The organism is Cysteiniphilum sp. JM-1, from assembly GCF_008711525.1.
GTDB lineage: Bacteria > Pseudomonadota > Gammaproteobacteria > Francisellales > Francisellaceae > Caedibacter.
In genome coordinates, this window is the sequence record NZ_VXKS01000020.1 from 1 (window position 1) to 17649 (window position 17649).

Consider the following 17649-nt stretch of genomic DNA (forward strand, 5'->3'; position numbering starts at 1 on the left):
TGCGTCGATCACGTCTCCACAAAAAATCAAAAAAAATCTGTAGTGCCTTAACTCAACTTTGTGTATGGCTCAATGCCTTATGCTGTCTACGTTTCAGAAATTTTGCTTACCAAGTTGGGGTTAGAAATAATATTTTGAAATTCAAGTAATAGGAGCAGAAAATGACCGTAACAAAAGAAACACAGCAAAAAGCATCAACTTGGCAAAAGTTCAAAAAAGAATATATCAAGTTTTGTTCATTACAAGCGCAGTCACAGCTGTATTTATAATCGTAGCGTAGTGCTAGCGTTGTTTACGTATAAAGGTAAAGATAGTTGGGTTAACACCAAGTTTCTTGATCACAAAATAAGTTAATACTAAGTTCCAGAAAATCATCGCAATCGCTGAAGCAATCGCGACACCAAAGGCATGTAAACTTGGAATAAGGGCAATGCCTAGGACAATATTAATAACAAGTGCGATATAAAAGACACGACATGTTGTTTTCTCAAATCCTGCCATATTTAAGATGGTAAAGACACTACCACAGAGGACGTTAACCGCTTGACCAATCATTAATACGCAAAATAGTGAGTAAGCTTGGGTATACGCCTGACCATAAAGCATAGTAATCCAATAACCTGCAATAATCAGAACTATCATACCAAGTGATGATAATCCGCAGATAATACGTGTATACTCGGTGATTTTAGTTTGAAATGCATCGCGTGATAGCATTTTATAGTCATTGGCTACTTGCGCCACAATATTGGCACTAACGGCATTTAACACAAAGACAACTAAGGCGCTTAATTGCAGTGCTACGGCGTAATAAGCAATACTTTCATTACTAGAGAATATTTTTAGTAAGACAATATCGATTTGACTTAAGAGTAAATTTCCCCATTTCAATAACATAAAAGAGAGGTTGCTACCCTGTGGCTTATGACTTTTAAATCCGTGTTTGACACTTATTTTTAACCATAATATAAGCATATATAGGGTAATCGCAGCAAACATAGAGCCCACAAGTAGGGGAGCATTGTGAATCTCGATCACAATATAAATGCCAATAATCAGTAGCATAATCAGACGCATGATAAATTGGATTAAGTTGGCATAAATCACTTTTTTATTGGCAACATAAAAAGACTGCAAAAGGTTAGCAATAAAAAAAGGCAGCGCAAATAAGAAAGCAAAAACCTCAATAAAACTGGCATTAGGATCAAATAAATAGATATAGCTAAAGCAGCCGATACAAGCAAAGATCAGAATAATTATCCCGCGGCGCCAAAACCAGTTGTGTAGTTGGAAAACTTCTTTTGTACGTGTAACCCCGTTGTTGCTAGACCAGCCCCAGCTGCGAGCTAAAATCCCATCGGCTCCTAAGGTGGCAATTACAGCGGAAATCGTGGCAATGGTCACACCAAACATATATTGCCCATATTCAGAAACAGTTAGATAGTGTGCCAATAAAATGGCAGAGGCAAAGGCGGTCATCTGTCCTAAGCCTTGTACAAACATTGTCCCTAGAGATTTGATGAGAATTTCATTGTGAAGTAATTTTTTAACTTTTACGGTTAACATCTTAAATGCATCTTTTAGGTTTGGGTAATCCTGCGATTTTAGCGGCTTGTACTGCAGGTGAGATCGGAAATAAGGTTTGCAGATAAAGGCTATTGCCAATGTTACTGCCATATTTTTCTTTGAGAGACTTCACCAAAAGGCGAATCGCCGGCGCTGTTTTATGTATCTCATAGTATTCACGTAAGAAATCAATAACCTGCCAATGCGCCTCGGTTAGTATAATATTTTCGTCTTTGGCAAACAAATAAGCAATATCAGCTGACCATTGTCTATGATCTTTCAAAAAGCCGTGCTCATCAAGTGGTGTACTAAATTGGGTCATTAATATAGAAAATGAAATTTTCAATCGCCATATGGTAGAGGAATTTAGTGAGATAGTGAAGTTGAAATTAAACGGTTAGATTATATAAACCCACTTCAATATTGCCTAATACCTGTTTATATATCCAAGAAAATGGTAGTTGATCAGGGTTGAAGTTATAAACATGTACATCCCATAGTTTGGTTGATGCGTCGTAGTCAATAACCATGTTTAAATAACAAGGTGCATTACTGTTATTACTCAAGGTATAAAATGAGCTATCAGACATCGTTTGAAAAGCAGGTAGTGGATATTCTGAATTATTTGTTGTTACCCAACATTGTTGAACTTCTGTTTGCGAAGGGAGGCTAACACGTGCGCGCGAGGCAAAATAAATTGTTGTAATGCCTTTTTCATGGTGAACTCTTTCGAGTAATCCAAAATAGTTATTATTGATGTATTGATTCAACAACAATGAGATATAACGTGTAGAGCTATCATTTTCTTCACATGAGTGATGTGTGCAAGAAGTTAATGAGAACATCGTTATTAAAAATATAATGATAGTTGAGGGAAATACAAACCATCTTGACGCTTTTCTAGGTACTGAAAGTTTCTTATGTAAAAGTGTCAACATGATTCGCAAAATAAATTAAGTCCTTTAATTTAGTCAAAATAAAACAGATAAAGCAAGAAAGGCAACATAATTGTTGCCTTATATAATTGCTTTTACTTGTTCAATTTTTCTTTGATCAAGTCACCAATGGTTGTTGGTGCCATTTGCTCAGCTTTGTAGTTAGTTTTAGCTGTTTTTTCCATATCTTCATCCAAGCCTTTGATTGAAAGGTTGATGCTGCGACGCTTAGTGTCAATATTGCTAACGCGCGCTTCAATTTCCTGACCTACTTTAAGAACATGGCGGGCATCTTCAACGTGCTCACGTGAAATATCAGCAACACGAATGAAGCCTTCTACTTCAGGTGCAAGCTCAACGTTGGCACCATTTTGTTGAACAGCAGTGATAACACCAGTTACTTTGGCACCTTTGTCATTTGCAGAGGTGTACTGTGTAAATGGATCATCAGAAAGCTGCTTAATGCCAAGTGCGATACGCTCACGCTCGATATCAACAGAAAGCATAACGGCTTCGATATCTTCACCTTTCTTCAATTGCTTAACAACGTCTTCAGCTTTGTTCCAAGCAACATCAGAAATGTGTACCAGACCATCGATATTGCCATCTAAGCCAATAAAGATACCAAAGTCTGTGATAGAGCGGATCTTACCATTAACTTTATCACCTGGCTTATGTGCATCAGCAAATGCTTGCCATGGATTGATAATGCATTGCTTCATGCCAAGAGAGATACGGTGACGTGAAGCATCAACTTCTAATACCATCACTTCAACTTCTTGACCTAAAGAAACTAATTTGTGTGGGTTAGCATTCTTGTTCGTCCAATCCATTTCAGATGTGTGAACAAGACCTTCAATACCTTCTTTAAGCTTAACAAAACAACCGTAGTCAGTAATGTTAGTGATTTTGCCCATAAGTTTAGTACCAACAGCAAGCTCTTCAGCAACGCTCGCCCAAGGATCTTCACCCAACTGCTTGATACCAAGAGAGATACGACCTTTATCATTATCAAATTTGATGATTTTAACATCGATTTCATCACCAAGCGCTAGCATATCACTTGGGTGTTTGATGCGACTCCAAGACATATCAGTGATGTGTAATAAACCATCAACACCGCCAAGGTCAATAAATGCACCAAAGTCAGTGATGTTTTTAACAACACCTTTAACAACTGAACCTTCGCTTAACTTCTCGAACAATGCGTCACGATCTTCTTGTGTCTCAGCTTCGATAACCGCACGACGAGAAACAACGATATTGTTGCGCTTAGTGTCAAGTTTAACAATCTTAAGCTCGATATCTTTGTCTTCTAGGTGAGAAATATCACGTAATGGACGAACATCAACAAGAGATCCTGGTAAGAACGCACGTAAGCCTTTAACTTCAACTGTGTAACCGCCACGAACGTGGTTTGTGATGCGACCCAATACAGTTTCTTGATCATCACATGCTTTCTCAAGCGCATCCCAAACTTCGATACGCTTCGCTTTTTCACGAGATAGACGTGTTTCACCGTTGCTATTATCTAATGCGTCAAGCACAACATCTACTTGATCACCAACTTGAACTTCAATTTCGCCTTGATCATTTTTGAATTGATCAAGAGAAACGATAGATTCTGATTTTAAACCTGCGTCGATCCAAGCAAATTCACGATCAATCGCAACAATAGTTGCTTTGATGATCTTGCCAACACGCATTTCAGTTTCTTTTAGTGAAGCTTCAAAGAGGTCTTTAAAATTTTCAGTCATGGTTTAGTTCCAATATATCTTAAGCCAGTGGTTAGTTATACATTGAGTTTACGGCATTCACTGGAAAACTGCATAAACTCAGCCTAAAAGGTGGCAAGATTTTAAAGGATTGTCTTGATGTTTTCAATCAGTTGTTGCAGTTTTGTGCAAAAAAGTCAAAAGTTAAATGGTTTATCCGCTTTCTATTAGCTGAAATAGTCGAAGCGGTATATGCTAATGCTACACATCCTTTAAGTAAAGCTCGCTAATACAATATGAAGAGTTACCTATGTTTTGACCTAGGCGGAACCTATACCAAATATGCACTGATTGATCTGGCGGGAAATATCGTTACAGCTGATAAATATCACACCGGAGAAATCATCGATCCTGAGGCGCTGCTTCAGCAATTTATTGTGCGTTTTGTAGAATTAAAAAAGACATATCACATTGTGGGTGTTGGCTTTTCGTGTCATGGCATTGTAGATCCTCAAAGAGGTTGCATTGCTTTTGGTTCACCTTATGTTAAAGCGCTAGAAAATTACCCGTTAGTTGAGCGCTTTAAACAAGAAACAGGCGTTGAGCTTGTGGTGATTGAAAATGATGTTAATGCTGCAGCCATTGGTGAAGCAATCTATTGGCGAGAGAGTCATTATCAAAGCTATCTTTTTTTAACATTGGGTACGAGTATTGGTGGTGCGATTATTATTAATGGTCAATTGTATCGTGGATTTAATAATGCGGCAGGTGAGTTTGGCTATCTGTTGACAAATGCACAGGATAATCAACAAAACAGTGGCAAAGCACAAAATATGCTACCAGGGGCTTGGGAAAGTTATGCTTCAGCCAAAGCGTTATTAGCAAACTATTGCGCTGCAACACAAAGTAAAGAAGTAAGCATAGCGCATTTTAAAGAGCAGTTATTTAATAAAAACCCTATTGCGCTACAGGTGTTTGAAGCGTATTTGCATCAGGTTGTTGTCGGACTTATTTCATTGACGCATATATTGGCACCTGAGCTGATTATCATTGGTGGTGCGATCTCAGAGGAGATATTTTTTATTGAAGCATTACGACAACGTTTTCAAGAAAAAGTATTGCCCTTTTATAAAGAGGTAAAAATTATGCCAGCGCATCTGGGCAATCATGCTGGTGTGCAAGGGGTTGCTGCTTTATTGAGCAAAATGAAGGTGTGTTAACGATTATTTGCGTGAAGTGCTTGACGGATGCCGTAACTTTGGTTATCAATAACAGCAGAAGTTAAATTACAAAAATAACTAGAAAACAAAAATTTAAAAAAAATTAAGTTAAATAAACAGAAGTTTAAACGTCTTAAGGTGACTATCAGCATGAAGCTAAAAATGAACACGATGTTTAGATGGAGGAAGGAGTAATAAAACAATGGCAAATCAATATTCTCAGAGCTTTGAAATCATTCTGTCAAAGAAGTATGGAAGACCGGCAGAAGAAGTACTAAAGGATTATTCAAACGAAGGCTTAAGTTATGAGGACGTTGCTGGCAAGTTTGGCTTTAAAACCACGACGGTGCGCAAATGGTGTCGTAAATACAATATTGAGCTGTTGGGTCCCACCGATGGCAATGCCGCAAAGGCTTATGAGACACTTTATCAATCAAGTCTTAATGCTGTATCTGTCAATACTTATAACGTACTGTATCGCTCTTGGTCAATTGATCACCAGTATTTTACGGTTGATAGAAAAAATTAAGCTTTGATGATTAATGCAGCTTAATCAACTCGATCAGCAGCATTAGAATTATCGTAAACAAAAAAGCAGTTGATAATAAAAACGAGCAGAGTCTTAAGCTTAAATTATTCGTTGTTAAGTGAATAATTGAGTTAATGATCCTAAAGCTGACAAATAGCCAACCAAGGATGAGAAAATAACTGATCTGCATAAGCTCTGGATTGAGCAAGATGATGATAAAGCAGATATAAAAAAGCACAGGCATTTGAAATAAGTTATCAAGATGTCTTGAGGTGATTTCAAGCCAAGGATGCTCTTTCTTACAAAAATCCATCGTCCGCAAATCGTCCAGTGTGATTTTCTCCTTGCGAATAGCATGAATGCGACTAAATAGGGTGATAAAAACACTGACGATGGTAAGAATCATCATCACAATAATCGGTATTGACCAAGCGGTTGTTGACATTGTGATACTCCAATTATTAAGTTTACTTAGCTAATGCTTGCCATTTTTCAGGTGTATATGTTTTCATAGCAATGGCGTGTAACTCACCTGATGCAATGTACTCATTAATTGCGGCATAAACCATCTGTTGTTGTTTGACTTTACTTAGAACCCCGCTAAAAACATCACTGATAATCGTTGCATTAAAGTGTACGTTATCATCACTTTCAATTAGTGCAGTGGTGTTAGCCCCTAATTTATTCTCGATTAAGGTTTTTAACTCGACTGTATTCATGATTTGTAGTCTCTTATTTGTATTGTTTTATAAAAGGTGAAAATAGATTATCTAAACCGTGGATGTTAATCAATGATTTAGCATTTTCTGAAACAAGACCCGTAAACTGCAGATCAATGTTATTGCTTTGACAGTGTTGGATAATATGCATAAGAAGCGCAATGCCGGCGCTATCAATCTCTTGAGTATCATTAAGATCAATTTTTAGTGTTGATATTATAGATTTAAGCGCATGATCTAGTTCTTTTTCAATGCTTGAAGCATTGCTAAAATTAAGATCGCCTTGCAGGCTAAAACTATTTGGATTTTTTATTGATAAGCTCACTGTTCTTTTTCTCAATGGCAAGGTTAATATCTTTAAGAGTTTTATAGTCTTTAAACTGTGCTCTGAAGTTATCTAATATGCTGACACCAGCAACAGATAGATCATAAATTTTCCACTTGGCTGCAGCGTCTTTTCCTGCTTCATTTAACATTTTAATACTCAAATCAGAAGAGGATTGATTTTGCAAATTAATGATTTTGCCAGTTACCACAATAAGACGTTGTCCTTGCCACGAGTTATTACTAAAAGGAAATATTTGAATATCATAATTACCCGCTTGAGCAATATTCTCAGCATATGAATAGGCTAACATTTGTGTGATTTCAGTGATAAACTTCTGTTGCTCGGTCTTGTCAGCTGCTTGCCAGCGTCCTTTGCCAACTAAAAGTTGTGCGATGATGTTTGTCGCTAAAAGTGGCATCACATGGGTGTTAATTAACTGGATCAATTCTTTGGGGTTTTGACTTAATTCATTTTTTGATTTAATCAATGTTTTTTGTGTTTCAACAATAGATTTTTGCAGTAGCGCTACTGGGTCGGTATTTGTTGCAGGTTTGTTAATTGCAGCAGCAGGTTTTGTGCCTGCAGAGGTTACGGTTGTTACAGTTGTTGCAGGTTTAGCATCAGCTGCAAAGCTTAGCTGTATGCTGCTTGCCGTTAAAATGGTACTTGTCAATGCTATAATTTTTTTTGCTCTATTCATTTTATTCATTATTTCTTATCTCCAGAACCTGATACAAAGGTGTTGATCAGTGAGTTTAGGTTAATGGCTGAAGAGGTATTTGACAACTCTATGGTGCTACCATTTTCTAAGTATTTACTGTTATATAACCCAGGTATGTCCATATTTGATGGGTGAAGGGCAATAAAACTATCGCCTAAAATACCGCTTGTATCAATGGCAGCACCATAGCTGCTTGGAATATTGCTATAGCGTTTATTGATGTTTAAAGTCACATCAGCAATAAAGCCATTATAATTTGGTGTTAAGCTGATGCTGTCAACTTTACCGATTTCAACACCGGCAATACGTACTGCAGCACCCGGGCGCAAGCTGCCGATGTTTTGAAACTGTGCTTTGACTTGATAAGAGCTATTATCAAAGCCAGAAAGTGACATTCCGCTAACTTTTAATGCCATAAAGATAAGTGCAACAATGCCAAGAAGGACAAAAACACCTACTAATAGCTCATAAGATTTTTTATACATTTTTTAAACTCCTTTGAACATTAAGGCGGTCATTAGAAAGTCTAGACCTAAAATTGCTAAAGAGGAATAGACAACGGTCTTTGTCGTCGCTTGCGCAATACCTGCGGAATTAGCACGACAATTATAACCTTGATAAAGCGAGACAATCGCCACGGCAATGCCAAATACTAGGCTTTTTAAAATACCATTCATCACATCATCATAAAATAACACTGAAGCTTGCATATTACCCCAGAATGTGCCGCTAAAAAGCCCCAACAGTTTGACGCCAATAAGGTACCCACCCCAAATCGAGATGGTTGAGAAAAACAAATTTAAAATAGGCACACTTAAAACACATGCCCAGAATCTAGGTGCCAAGATAAAACGAACAGGGTCAACGCCCATCATATTAAGGCTGGCAAGTTGCTCGGTGGCTTTCATTAATCCCACTTCAGAGGTTAGTGCGCTGCCTGCGCGTCCAGCAAATAATAAAGCAGTGACCACGGGTCCTAGCTCACGAATAATGCTTAAGGCAACCATTGGACCTAAAGCCGATTCAGCGCTGAATTTAGCAAGTGTATAAAAGCCTTGTAGTGCTAAGACAAAACCAATGAATAAACCTGAAACCAGAATGATCAAGACCGAGTTGATGCCAACATGATAGGTTTGCGTAATAATGCTACGTGGATTGCAACGCCCAAATGTCATCTCAAGTGCCAGTAATATTGACTCACCGAGATTAGTAATTGTATTTAAGGTATTGCGACCAAGCACTTGGAGTATTTTTAGCATGAATCACTTCCTCATTTATTGCAATGTGCTTAAGAAGTTAGGCGCAGGATAATCAAATGCCACCGGACCGTCTGCGCTACCGGATAGAAACTGTGAGACAAAGGGATCTTTACTGTTTTTGATAAATTCAGGTGATCCCTCAAGCATCACTTGTTGATTGGCAATGATAATGACATGATCAGCAATGCTCATCACCTCATCAATATCATGTGAGACAATCACGGATGTCATATGTAGTGCATCATTAAGCTCTTTGATTAGGGTTAAAATCACCTTTAAAGAAATAGGGTCTTGACCAGTAAATGGCTCATCATAAAGCATAAGATCGGGATCTAATGCAATGGCGCGGGCAAGCGCCACGCGTCGCGCCATGCCGCCTGATAACTCGCTAGGCATCATATCGGCTGTGCCGCGCAGTCCAACAGATTGTAGTTTCATTAATACTAAGTTATGAATGAGGTGTTCACTTAGGTCGCTATTTTGACGCAAAGGGAAGGCAACATTATCAAATACCGATAGTTGCGTGAAAAGAGCGCCTGATTGAAATAAAACGCCCATTTTCTTACGTAAAGCTAATAATGCTTTTTTATCTAATGAATCAAGTTCATGATCAAGGACACGAATATCACCGCTTCGAGCTTTTATCAGGCGACCAATCAGGTGCAAAAGAGTGGTTTTACCAGTGCCTGAGGGACCCAGTATTGCAGTGATTTTACCCTTTGGAATACTGCATGTTAGGTTCTTATAAATGCATTTTTCACCACGGAAAAAGGCGACTTTATCAAAGCTTACAGCAAGGTGATCGTGAGACATTAGGCGTTTAATGCTTGTTTAGGTTGGTTTGACTCTTCAGGGATAGTAACATTAAGCTCAAGGACAGATCTATCTCCTTGGCTATCGATGTCAATTTTTATGTCATTATGTCCGATATTGACGTATTTTTTGACAACCTCAAGAATGTCATCTTGTAGTTTATTGATGAAATCTGGCTTTTTAATACCAGAGTGAGCTTCATTTCGCTGGTGTGATACGATGATCTGTAAACGCTCTTTAGCGATATGCGCGCTATTTTTTACTTCAGGTTTACTTTTAAAAAAATTAAACAATCCCATGTTACTTTCCTCCAAATAGACGCTTTAAAAGCCCTGGTTTTTCTGCTGTGATAAAGCGTAGTGGTTTATCATGACCTAAGAAGCGCTCAACAGCATCAATATAAGCTTGACCTGCTTCGCTGTCTTGATAAGCAGTTACTGGCACACCTGAATTTGATGCTTGTAATACCATTTTGGATTCTGGAATAACGCCTAATAGCGGGATAGATAACACATCTTTGACATCATCAAGTGATAGCATTTCACCTTGCATAACACGTGTCGGATCATAGCGCGTAATCAAAAGCTTAGCGTCAACGGCTTCACCATTTTCTTTGGCTTTCCGCGTTTTACTGGATAGCACGCCAATGATGCGATCTGAATCGCGTACAGAGGAAACCTCAGGATTGGTAACCACAATCGCTTTGTCAGCATGAAGCATTGCCATTAATGCGCCTTTTTCAATACCTGCAGGCGAGTCGCAAATAATATAATCAAAATTTGCTTTAAGCTCCTTCATAATATCTTCTAAGCCAGCTTCAGTTAAGGCATCTTTGTCGCGCGTTTGTGACGCAGGTAGAATGTAAAGATTCTCAGAGCGTTTATCTTTAATCAATGTTTGATTGATGTTTGCTTCTTTATTGATGAGGCTGATTAAGTCATAGACAACGCGGCGTTCGCAGCCCATGACAAGATCAAGATTTCTAAGGCCTACATCAAAATCAATAACAACGGTTTTAAAGCCCTTCATGGCTAATGCTAATGATATCGCGGCACTTGTTGTGGTTTTGCCAACACCACCTTTACCTGAGGTGATGACCACGGTTGTGGCGCGCGGCTTGGCATTTTTTTTGGTTTGTTTGGAATCTGTGCTCACAGTATTTAATCCTTGATTCAATTGTTATTTTCTTAAAAAGGGGGGAGCCTAAATTTGGCTGATCATGATTGTACCGTCTTTTAGCTGTATTTGATAGCCATTATTGTCATTTCCAAGCGGTTCAACAGGCTCTTCAAAAATTTTATACTGACCTGCAATTGATACAAGATCTGCTTCTAATTTGTGACAAAAAATTCGTGCATTGGTGTCGCCATCTAATCCAGCGACTGCACGCCCACGTAATGTGCCATAGACATGAATATTGCCACTGGCTAATAACTCAGCACCTGAGCTTACGGACGATAAAATAATCAAGTCACCATTTTGTGAGATCACTTGCTGACCTGAACGCACGCGCGAGCTGATGATTTTGTGTTGTGACGTTGAGACTTTATTAACGGAAACCGTCGGCGCGGGAATGTTTTTCCCTTCTTTGAAGATTGGAAAACCTTTCGCTTGTAGGGCATCGGTTAACGTCTGATCAGGTAATCTAAAACCTACGGTAAGTAGTGTGTGTTTTCTTAACATTTCAGTTAAGCTTTCGATAAACTCAATCGTTAATCCGCTTGTTAAGGCAGTTAGTTCAATGACCATTGGAGTATTATTAAAGAATTGCGGCGCTTGTTTTATCTTGGTTGTGATTTGTTTTTCAATGTCCTCAAGATCTGTACTCAATATTTGTAATACGCTCAACGTAAAGAGACTTCCCTTGATTTGAAAAGCTGCCGGCATTTTGTTTCCCTTGTTATTTTGTCGCACTTTACCAATAATGGTAGCGCAAATGCATTTATTGCATCGTTAAAATATATCGATTTTATAACGAATATCATGATAATTGGCAAGGCTAATTATGCCTTTAGGTGGTAAATTATGATGAAAGGGCGAAAAAGTTGCAGACACAGATAAATAAAGTGAGAAAAATTAAAAAAATAAATAAGGCAAGTAGAGTTGTTGGCTTTAATCTCATATTAGGCTTATTGTTGCTCGTGCTGTTTGTTATCGTGAGCTTACTGTCATATGGTCACAATGCGCATTTAAACAGCTCATTGGCGAGTCAGCTGTTTTGGCAATATCAGTTAATTATCTGGGTTGCGGCAACGCTTGTAGGTGGTGGTTTGGGTGTCAGTGGTGCTATTTTGCAGTTGGTATTACGTAATCCATTAGCCGATGCCAGTATTTTAGGTGTCTCCTCGGGCAGCCAATTTGTTGGATTGATGCTGTTGTTTATCTTACCTGCTTATTTTGTGACACTGACGCATTATTCATATTTACTCTTTTTCCTTGCGTGTGTGTTTGGCGCATTTATCGTGCTTATTGTGTTTTTGCTGGTAATTAGCTTACAGGATCGTCTTGCTAATATCGCTATAGTAATTTTGCTTGGTGTCGGTGTTTCAGCGATTTTTAGCGCGTTAACGGCATTGATTATGAGTTTTAGCCAAGCGCAAACCTTGCAGCAAATCACCTTGTGGCAATTTGGCGGCTTCGTCAACATCACTTGGCAGCAGGTGATATTATTAGCTATTACTACCATGATATTTTGCAGTTTTGCTTATTGTAGAAATCAGGCATTTGATTTATTGAGTCTGGGTGAATCTGAGGCAATGATGATGGGACTTGATGTCAAAAGATTATTGATTCAGTTGGTTGTGTTATTGGCATTCTTAATTGCTGCCAATGTCTCGGTTGCCGGCCCCATTGCCTTTTTAGGGCTTGTTGCACCTCATATTGCCAGAATGTGTATTGGCACGAACAAAATGAAGTATTTGCTGACAAGCAGCTTTTTGTGTGGTGCGATTTTAATGCTAATCAGTCAGTTTTTATCGCAAAATTTGCTTTATCCCATGGTTATTCCTGTTGGTGTGATTACTTCTTTAATTGGTGCACCGTTTTTAATCTTCTTGGTGATTCGCGCATTGGCAGGCAAATAGCGCAGTAAGTAGTATAGATTGTCATAAGCCGACTGTGCTATGATACGCGCTAACTAAAACCAGAGTATTGATTTATTGATTGCTATGAGTCGTTTTCAACAAAATATTATTTATGCAGGGATTTTAATTGCCGTGATTGGCTTTTTTTGGGCGATTGTCCCTAAAACACAATATGAACCACATGCGGTGTATTTGCCACAAACCAAAGAAGTTTACTCGCCGATCAAGCTTCAGGATGTACAGTTTTATGCCTCAGAAGATATGAATTTAAGAAAGGCGGTGCCTGTAGTTAACGGGCTTAATGAATCGCCAATTGGTATTATCCGTGTTGATACGCATTATACGAGCAAAAAAGAAATCCAAGCAGCTTGTGAGCAAAATGTGCAAAAAGCCAAAGAAGTAGCAGCGCAGTATGGTGCTACTAAAGTCATTGGTAATTGTGTGGCTTCAGGCAATACTGGACCGTTGGATGGTGCTAATCTTTACGCTTACGCTTATCATTAATCTATTGAGTTTTCTAAATAAATAGCGATAAGTAGCTATGCAAATATTATCAGGTATTTTTCTGGATTCACGGATCAAATCCGAGAATGACCGCAAACCGTCATATTCTGGCTTGACCCGAATATCTATGATTATCAATAAACCATTGTTTAGGTGCTTATATGTCAAATAATCTTAAATCATTACGTATCGTCTTTGCTGGTACGCCAGATATCTCAGCACATGTGCTAAGTGCCTTACTTGAAGAAAATTACAATATTGTTGGCGTTTTCACGCAACCAGATCGTGCTAAAGGGCGCGGTAAAAAACTGGAGTGCTCGCCAGTTAAAACGTGTGCTTTGGCACATGATATTCCAGTGTTTCAACCGTTATCATTCAAAAAAGAGCCTGAAGCAATCAAGCAACTAGTGGACTTAAATGCCGATGTGATGGTGGTTATTGCTTATGGCTTATTATTGCCAAAGGTGGTGCTGGAAACCCCTAAACAGGGATGCATTAATATTCACGTATCCCTTTTGCCTAAATGGCGAGGGGCTGCTCCCATTCAGCGCGCGATTGAAGCATGTGACAATAAGACTGGTATTACTATTATGCAGATGGATGAAGGCTTAGATACTGGTGACATCTTACATGTGCTAGAAACGCCTATTTTGGCTGATGACACTAGTTTGAGCTTACATAATCGCTTGGCAGAGTTATCAGTTCCAGCTGTTTGCACTGTGCTTAAAGAGATGGCAGAGCATACATTAACCCCGCTAGTGCAGCCTGAGGGTGCGACTTATGCTCATAAGCTGACTAAAGAAGAAGGGTTGATTAACTTTAATAACCCTTGCCAGGTAATTGATTGCAAAGTTCGCGCCTTTAGTCCTTGGCCAAGTGCTTATATGATGATTGATGACGAAGCAGTCAAGTTCGCCGATATTGAGATTATTCATCAGATGTCAAATTCGGCGATTGGTAGCATTATTGGCGTAGATAAAGAGGGGCTAAAAATTCAGGCGCAAGATGGTATAGTCAATATTGGTTCATTACAATTCCCAGGCAAGAAAATGCTGGCTGTAGCAAGTATTCTTAATGGTAAAGATTTAAGTTATCTTATAGGAAAAGAAGTTTAACTAGATGCTTGGGCCGACGTGATTAACTTGGAGAAACTCAAAAATGATTTTGTCAAATAAGGCAAATAAACTAAATATCACCAATCAATTAGAACTGGCTAAAGCAGAAGAAAAAATAAGCAAACAAAAAGCAAAACAGCTATTTATCAGTGGTGATATTGATCAGGTTGAAGTCGGCAAATTCGTGGGATTATCATATATTCATGCTTATCTTTTTGCAGAGATCTATGATTTTGCTGGCAAAATTCGTGAGGTTAATATTGCCAAAGGTAATTTTCGTTTTGCACCTTTGATGTATCTTGAGCAATCATTAAAATATATCGATGCAATGCCACAAACCAGTTTTGATCAGATTATTGAGAAATATGTTGAGATGAATATTGCACATCCATTTAGAGAGGGCAACGGGCGTGCAACACGCATTTGGTTGGATTTGATCCTAAAAAAAGAAATTCAGTATGTGATTGATTGGAATCAAGTGGATAAAGACGAATATTTATCGGCAATGGAGCGCAGTGTGGTTAAAGACGTTGAAATCAAAGTATTACTTAAGCAAGCATTAACCACGCAAATAAATGATAGGGCGCTCTTTATGAAAGGCATAGATATTAGCTACTACTATGAGGGGTATAGTGAGTTTAAGACTGAGGATTTGTAATGTGGTGATGTATAAATAACCTCGCCCCTTGTGGGAGAGGTCGTGCAGCTTAAGCTGAACGGGTGAGGGGGAGTTAAAACTTAACTTATTCTTGATGAGCTGCAATACTTTTTATCTATTAATCAATGAATTTAACACATTCTGCACAATCTTAATCCCGCTATTGTCTTTTAAAGTCAATATTGATTCAGGGTGAAACTGCACAGCAATAGCAGGGTGGGTTTTATGTTGTATTGCCATAATATGCTGATGCTCATTGCTAGCAATGACGCTCAAGCAATCAGGTGTAGTCGTTGGATCAGCAATGATTGAGTGATAAGCGGCGACCTCAGCGTGTTGTGGTACGTCTTTAAAAACAACACTGTGATGTGTCAGTTTCCAAGTTTTGCCATGATGCGGATTATCAAGGTAGGTAAGTTTGCCGCCAAAGGCCTGAAACATGCCTTGAAGACCTAGGCATACGCCAAATTGGGGGATGCCTGCTTTGGTGATGTCTCTAATCATTTGCGGTAGCTTAAAATCATCAGGCGTGCCAGGTCCTGGTGAGTAAATCACTAAATCAGGTTTTTGTTTGATGATCTCATCAGCAGTAATGGTGCCTGCTCGATAGGTGCTAAGCTTAACACCCAGTTTACGAAAATAGCTTGCCAACGTATGCACAAAAGAATCCTCATGATCGATCATAATTGCCTTGATGTGATCAAAGCGTTGTGCCTGCCATGTATCTTGACTTTCTTTGGGATTAAACTGTCCTAAAGCCTTATAAAAAGTCGTCGCCTTGGTGATTGTCTCTTGTGCTTCTTCCTGCGGATTTGAATCCCATACTAAAGTAGCGCCTGATTGATAATATGCCATATTATCTTTTAAGTGTACGGTGCGAATAGTGATGGTTGAGTTAATATCACCATTAAATCCCAAACAGCCAATTGCACCACCATACCAGTTGCGCGGTTGCTTTTCATTGTGTTCAATTAGACTTACCGCGCGCTTTTTAGGCGCACCAGTCAAGGTGACTGCCCACATGTGACTTAAGAAAGCATCAAGACCGTTATAACCATTGCGTAAGATGCCTTTAACATGATCGACGGTGTGGAAAAGCCCGACATAACGCTCAATCGTGCGTCTTGAGATCAGCTCAATACTATCAGGCTCGCAAATACGCGCCTTGTCATTGCGATCAACATCAGTGCACATCGTCAATTCGACTTCATCTTTGTAGGAATTCAGGAGTTCACGAATTTTAAGCTCATCTTCCATTGCGTTATTCCCGCGACGGATGGTGCCAGAGATTGGGCAGGACTCAACGTCTTTTCCCTCACAACGCACAAACATCTCCGGAGAAGTGCCGACGATTTGCTCGTCGCCTAATTGACAGAAAAACTCATAAGGACTTGGATTCATTTGTTTTAAGCGTGTATATAATTGCGCAGGCGATCCTGACACACGCGCTTTAAATAGGCGGCTATAGACGACTTCAAAGATATTGCCTTTTTTCATTTCTTCTTTGGCACTTTCAACAAATTTGGCATATTCTTCATCAGAGATTGACGTTTCAATTGTCGATTGTGCGCTGAAGTCTGTTTGATCGGTGGTAAGTAGTTTAAAAGCATCAGTTGAGCTGTTTTTTGTGGTTAATTGATGCTGGCTAAATTCTAGAGTTAACTCAAAAGCTTGATCCTTTTGCTTATCAATAGCATAAACGTGATCAGCGAAAAACAAATGATAAATCTTATTGTCCTGAGCGCGCGTTTGCGTTAGTGGCATCGCTTCAAACGCAAAAATAAGATCATAAGCAAATGCGCCAAAAAGCCCAAGCATATTATCTTTTAATGGAGAAAATTCTTGATTAATAATACGTAACACAGAAGTCACAGATGGCTGCAAACTGCGATTTTCTTCGCTGAATGTTTCATTGGATAAATGGATTGATAATGTCAAGGTGAGGTCAGTGTGTTTTTCTAAGTTGACATGGGCGTTGCCCGCAAAAATGGGCTTTAAAAGCTGTAACAAGATAACACCACGTGGGTTAAGCGCGTTAAAAACAACATGATTGCTATAGGCAATAATCTCAAGAGGTGGATTATAAAACCCAAGCTCCCAACGATTATAACGCCCTGGATATTCAATCCCTGAAGAGAGCATTATACCTTTGTATTGATGCAGGGCTTCAGTAATATGATTTAAGGTTGTATATTGGCACGGTATTTTTTGATAATGTACATCAATGCCATGTTTGCTGGTAAAGTTTTGGGTATCCATAGTCATCCTTTTAAAATTAAACAGTCTTGTTCTTGTATTTTTGTAACGATACATAAGTATGTTGATGCTGTCGATAGTTTATTGTATGTTTTTTTGTTGATGACAGTTGTCTTTGGTAAGGTGTGAATTTTTAATAAAAAAAACTGATCAATAATTAAAATACAATATATTTATCACATGCTTGAAGGTTTGTTATAGTGTTGACATCACAAAGAGCACTAAGGA

The 17649-nt window shown here is 38.7% G+C and carries 21 protein-coding genes; 6 read left to right on the forward strand and 15 right to left on the reverse strand.

Annotation, left to right across the window (positions count from 1 at the left end; genetic code table 11):
- Positions 1-282: 282 nt before the first annotated feature.
- From F3D68_RS08810 to rpsA, 4 genes are all read right to left on the reverse strand, one after another.
- Positions 283-1566 carry a polysaccharide biosynthesis C-terminal domain-containing protein gene (locus tag F3D68_RS08810; protein ID WP_224728278.1) on the reverse strand — a complete coding sequence of 428 codons (1284 nt, stop codon included), beginning with the start codon at positions 1564-1566 and terminating at the stop codon, positions 283-285.
- 1 nt (position 1567) lies between these two features.
- Positions 1568-1888: a TusE/DsrC/DsvC family sulfur relay protein gene (locus tag F3D68_RS08815; RefSeq protein WP_151194071.1), complete on the reverse strand. Its 321-nt coding sequence runs from the start codon at positions 1886-1888 to the stop codon at positions 1568-1570.
- 67 nt (positions 1889-1955) lie between these two features.
- Positions 1956-2411 carry a hypothetical protein gene (locus F3D68_RS08820; protein ID WP_151194072.1) on the reverse strand — a complete coding sequence of 152 codons (456 nt, stop codon included), beginning with the start codon at positions 2409-2411 and terminating at the stop codon, positions 1956-1958.
- Between the two features lie 185 nt (positions 2412-2596).
- Positions 2597-4258, reverse strand: coding sequence for a 30S ribosomal protein S1 (gene rpsA / locus F3D68_RS08825; protein ID WP_151194073.1), 1662 nt, complete (start codon positions 4256-4258; stop codon positions 2597-2599).
- A 254-nt stretch (positions 4259-4512) separates the two neighbouring features.
- On the opposite strand from rpsA, the gene F3D68_RS08830 reads away from it, so the two are divergent.
- Complete coding sequence (locus F3D68_RS08830; protein ID WP_151194074.1) at positions 4513-5436, forward strand: ROK family protein; 924 nt, start codon at positions 4513-4515, stop codon at positions 5434-5436.
- 202 nt (positions 5437-5638) lie between these two features.
- Positions 5639-5965 (forward strand): helix-turn-helix domain-containing protein, encoded by a 327-nt coding sequence (locus F3D68_RS08835; protein WP_117001236.1) that lies wholly within the window; start codon positions 5639-5641, stop codon positions 5963-5965.
- Positions 5966-5975: 10 nt separating this feature from the next.
- Here F3D68_RS08835 and F3D68_RS08840 read toward each other — a convergent pair whose 3' ends face one another.
- The 10 genes from F3D68_RS08840 to minC are packed head-to-tail and all read right to left on the reverse strand — an operon-like array spanning position 5976 to position 11692.
- Positions 5976-6410 (reverse strand): MAPEG family protein, encoded by a 435-nt coding sequence (locus tag F3D68_RS08840; RefSeq protein ID WP_151194075.1) that lies wholly within the window; start codon positions 6408-6410, stop codon positions 5976-5978.
- A 22-nt stretch (positions 6411-6432) separates the two neighbouring features.
- Entirely contained in the window at positions 6433-6684 is a 252-nt protein-coding gene (locus F3D68_RS08845) for a BolA family protein (protein ID WP_151194076.1), read from the reverse strand.
- Positions 6685-6697: 13 nt separating this feature from the next.
- Entirely contained in the window at positions 6698-7009 is a 312-nt protein-coding gene (locus F3D68_RS08850; protein WP_191092773.1) for a lipid asymmetry maintenance protein MlaB, read from the reverse strand.
- Positions 6981-7712, reverse strand: coding sequence for a phospholipid-binding protein MlaC (locus F3D68_RS08855; RefSeq protein ID WP_224728279.1), 732 nt, complete (start codon positions 7710-7712; stop codon positions 6981-6983). The genes F3D68_RS08850 and F3D68_RS08855 overlap by 29 nt, the downstream gene beginning before the upstream one ends.
- Before the next feature lie 8 nt (positions 7713-7720).
- The gene (gene mlaD, locus F3D68_RS08860; RefSeq protein ID WP_151194080.1) at positions 7721-8218 is read right to left on the reverse strand and encodes an outer membrane lipid asymmetry maintenance protein MlaD; all 498 of its coding nucleotides are present in this window, start codon (positions 8216-8218) and stop codon (positions 7721-7723) included.
- Positions 8219-8221: 3 nt separating this feature from the next.
- Positions 8222-8992, reverse strand: a complete 771-nt coding sequence (gene mlaE / locus F3D68_RS08865) for a lipid asymmetry maintenance ABC transporter permease subunit MlaE (protein ID WP_151194081.1) — start codon at positions 8990-8992, stop codon at positions 8222-8224.
- A 15-nt stretch (positions 8993-9007) separates the two neighbouring features.
- Positions 9008-9805, reverse strand: coding sequence for an ABC transporter ATP-binding protein (locus F3D68_RS08870; protein WP_151194083.1), 798 nt, complete (start codon positions 9803-9805; stop codon positions 9008-9010).
- Positions 9805-10104 carry a cell division topological specificity factor MinE gene (gene minE, locus F3D68_RS08875; protein ID WP_117001244.1) on the reverse strand — a complete coding sequence of 100 codons (300 nt, stop codon included), beginning with the start codon at positions 10102-10104 and terminating at the stop codon, positions 9805-9807. Before minE ends, F3D68_RS08870 begins: the two co-directional genes overlap by 1 nt.
- A gap of 1 nt (position 10105) precedes the next feature.
- Positions 10106-10960: a septum site-determining protein MinD gene (gene minD, locus F3D68_RS08880; protein WP_283156775.1), complete on the reverse strand. Its 855-nt coding sequence runs from the start codon at positions 10958-10960 to the stop codon at positions 10106-10108.
- A 48-nt stretch (positions 10961-11008) separates the two neighbouring features.
- Entirely contained in the window at positions 11009-11692 is a 684-nt protein-coding gene (gene minC, locus F3D68_RS08885; RefSeq protein ID WP_151194084.1) for a septum site-determining protein MinC, read from the reverse strand.
- Between the two features lie 179 nt (positions 11693-11871).
- Here minC and F3D68_RS08890 point away from each other — a divergent pair, with 179 nt between their 5' ends.
- The 4 genes from F3D68_RS08890 (at position 11872) to fic (ending at position 15165) form a co-directional block, all read left to right on the forward strand.
- Positions 11872-12888 carry a FecCD family ABC transporter permease gene (locus F3D68_RS08890; RefSeq protein ID WP_191092774.1) on the forward strand — a complete coding sequence of 339 codons (1017 nt, stop codon included), beginning with the start codon at positions 11872-11874 and terminating at the stop codon, positions 12886-12888.
- 84 nt (positions 12889-12972) lie between these two features.
- Positions 12973-13392: a hypothetical protein gene (locus tag F3D68_RS08895; protein WP_151194087.1), complete on the forward strand. Its 420-nt coding sequence runs from the start codon at positions 12973-12975 to the stop codon at positions 13390-13392.
- A 161-nt stretch (positions 13393-13553) separates the two neighbouring features.
- Positions 13554-14507, forward strand: a complete 954-nt coding sequence (fmt, locus tag F3D68_RS08900; protein WP_151194088.1) for a methionyl-tRNA formyltransferase — start codon at positions 13554-13556, stop codon at positions 14505-14507.
- A gap of 43 nt (positions 14508-14550) precedes the next feature.
- A complete protein-coding gene (gene fic / locus F3D68_RS08905) occupies positions 14551-15165 on the forward strand; it encodes a protein adenylyltransferase Fic (RefSeq protein ID WP_151194089.1) in 615 nt (204 codons plus the stop codon).
- 111 nt (positions 15166-15276) lie between these two features.
- Here the strand turns inward: fic and F3D68_RS08910 are convergent, their stop codons facing one another.
- Positions 15277-17424: an anthranilate synthase component I gene (locus F3D68_RS08910; protein ID WP_191092775.1), complete on the reverse strand. Its 2148-nt coding sequence runs from the start codon at positions 17422-17424 to the stop codon at positions 15277-15279.
- Positions 17425-17649 lie beyond the last annotated feature (225 nt).

Coding starts and splice junctions, on each gene's coding strand:
- F3D68_RS08810 (WP_224728278.1), bottom strand. CDS start 1,566: ATGTTAACCGTAAAAGTTAAAAAATTACTTCACAATGAAATTCTCATC.
- F3D68_RS08815 (WP_151194071.1), bottom strand. CDS start 1,888: ATGACCCAATTTAGTACACCACTTGATGAGCACGGCTTTTTGAAAGAT.
- F3D68_RS08820 (WP_151194072.1), bottom strand. CDS start 2,411: ATGTTCTCATTAACTTCTTGCACACATCACTCATGTGAAGAAAATGAT.
- rpsA (WP_151194073.1), bottom strand. CDS start 4,258: ATGACTGAAAATTTTAAAGACCTCTTTGAAGCTTCACTAAAAGAAACT.
- F3D68_RS08830 (WP_151194074.1), top strand. CDS start 4,513: ATGAAGAGTTACCTATGTTTTGACCTAGGCGGAACCTATACCAAATAT.
- F3D68_RS08835 (WP_117001236.1), top strand. CDS start 5,639: ATGGCAAATCAATATTCTCAGAGCTTTGAAATCATTCTGTCAAAGAAG.
- F3D68_RS08840 (WP_151194075.1), bottom strand. CDS start 6,410: ATGTCAACAACCGCTTGGTCAATACCGATTATTGTGATGATGATTCTT.
- F3D68_RS08845 (WP_151194076.1), bottom strand. CDS start 6,684: ATGAATACAGTCGAGTTAAAAACCTTAATCGAGAATAAATTAGGGGCT.
- F3D68_RS08855 (WP_224728279.1), bottom strand. CDS start 7,712: ATGAATAGAGCAAAAAAAATTATAGCATTGACAAGTACCATTTTAACG.
- mlaD (WP_151194080.1), bottom strand. CDS start 8,218: ATGTATAAAAAATCTTATGAGCTATTAGTAGGTGTTTTTGTCCTTCTT.
- mlaE (WP_151194081.1), bottom strand. CDS start 8,992: ATGCTAAAAATACTCCAAGTGCTTGGTCGCAATACCTTAAATACAATT.
- F3D68_RS08870 (WP_151194083.1), bottom strand. CDS start 9,805: ATGTCTCACGATCACCTTGCTGTAAGCTTTGATAAAGTCGCCTTTTTC.
- minE (WP_117001244.1), bottom strand. CDS start 10,104: ATGGGATTGTTTAATTTTTTTAAAAGTAAACCTGAAGTAAAAAATAGC.
- minC (WP_151194084.1), bottom strand. CDS start 11,692: ATGCCGGCAGCTTTTCAAATCAAGGGAAGTCTCTTTACGTTGAGCGTA.
- F3D68_RS08895 (WP_151194087.1), top strand. CDS start 12,973: ATGAGTCGTTTTCAACAAAATATTATTTATGCAGGGATTTTAATTGCC.
- fmt (WP_151194088.1), top strand. CDS start 13,554: ATGTCAAATAATCTTAAATCATTACGTATCGTCTTTGCTGGTACGCCA.
- fic (WP_151194089.1), top strand. CDS start 14,551: ATGATTTTGTCAAATAAGGCAAATAAACTAAATATCACCAATCAATTA.
- F3D68_RS08910 (WP_191092775.1), bottom strand. CDS start 17,424: ATGGATACCCAAAACTTTACCAGCAAACATGGCATTGATGTACATTAT.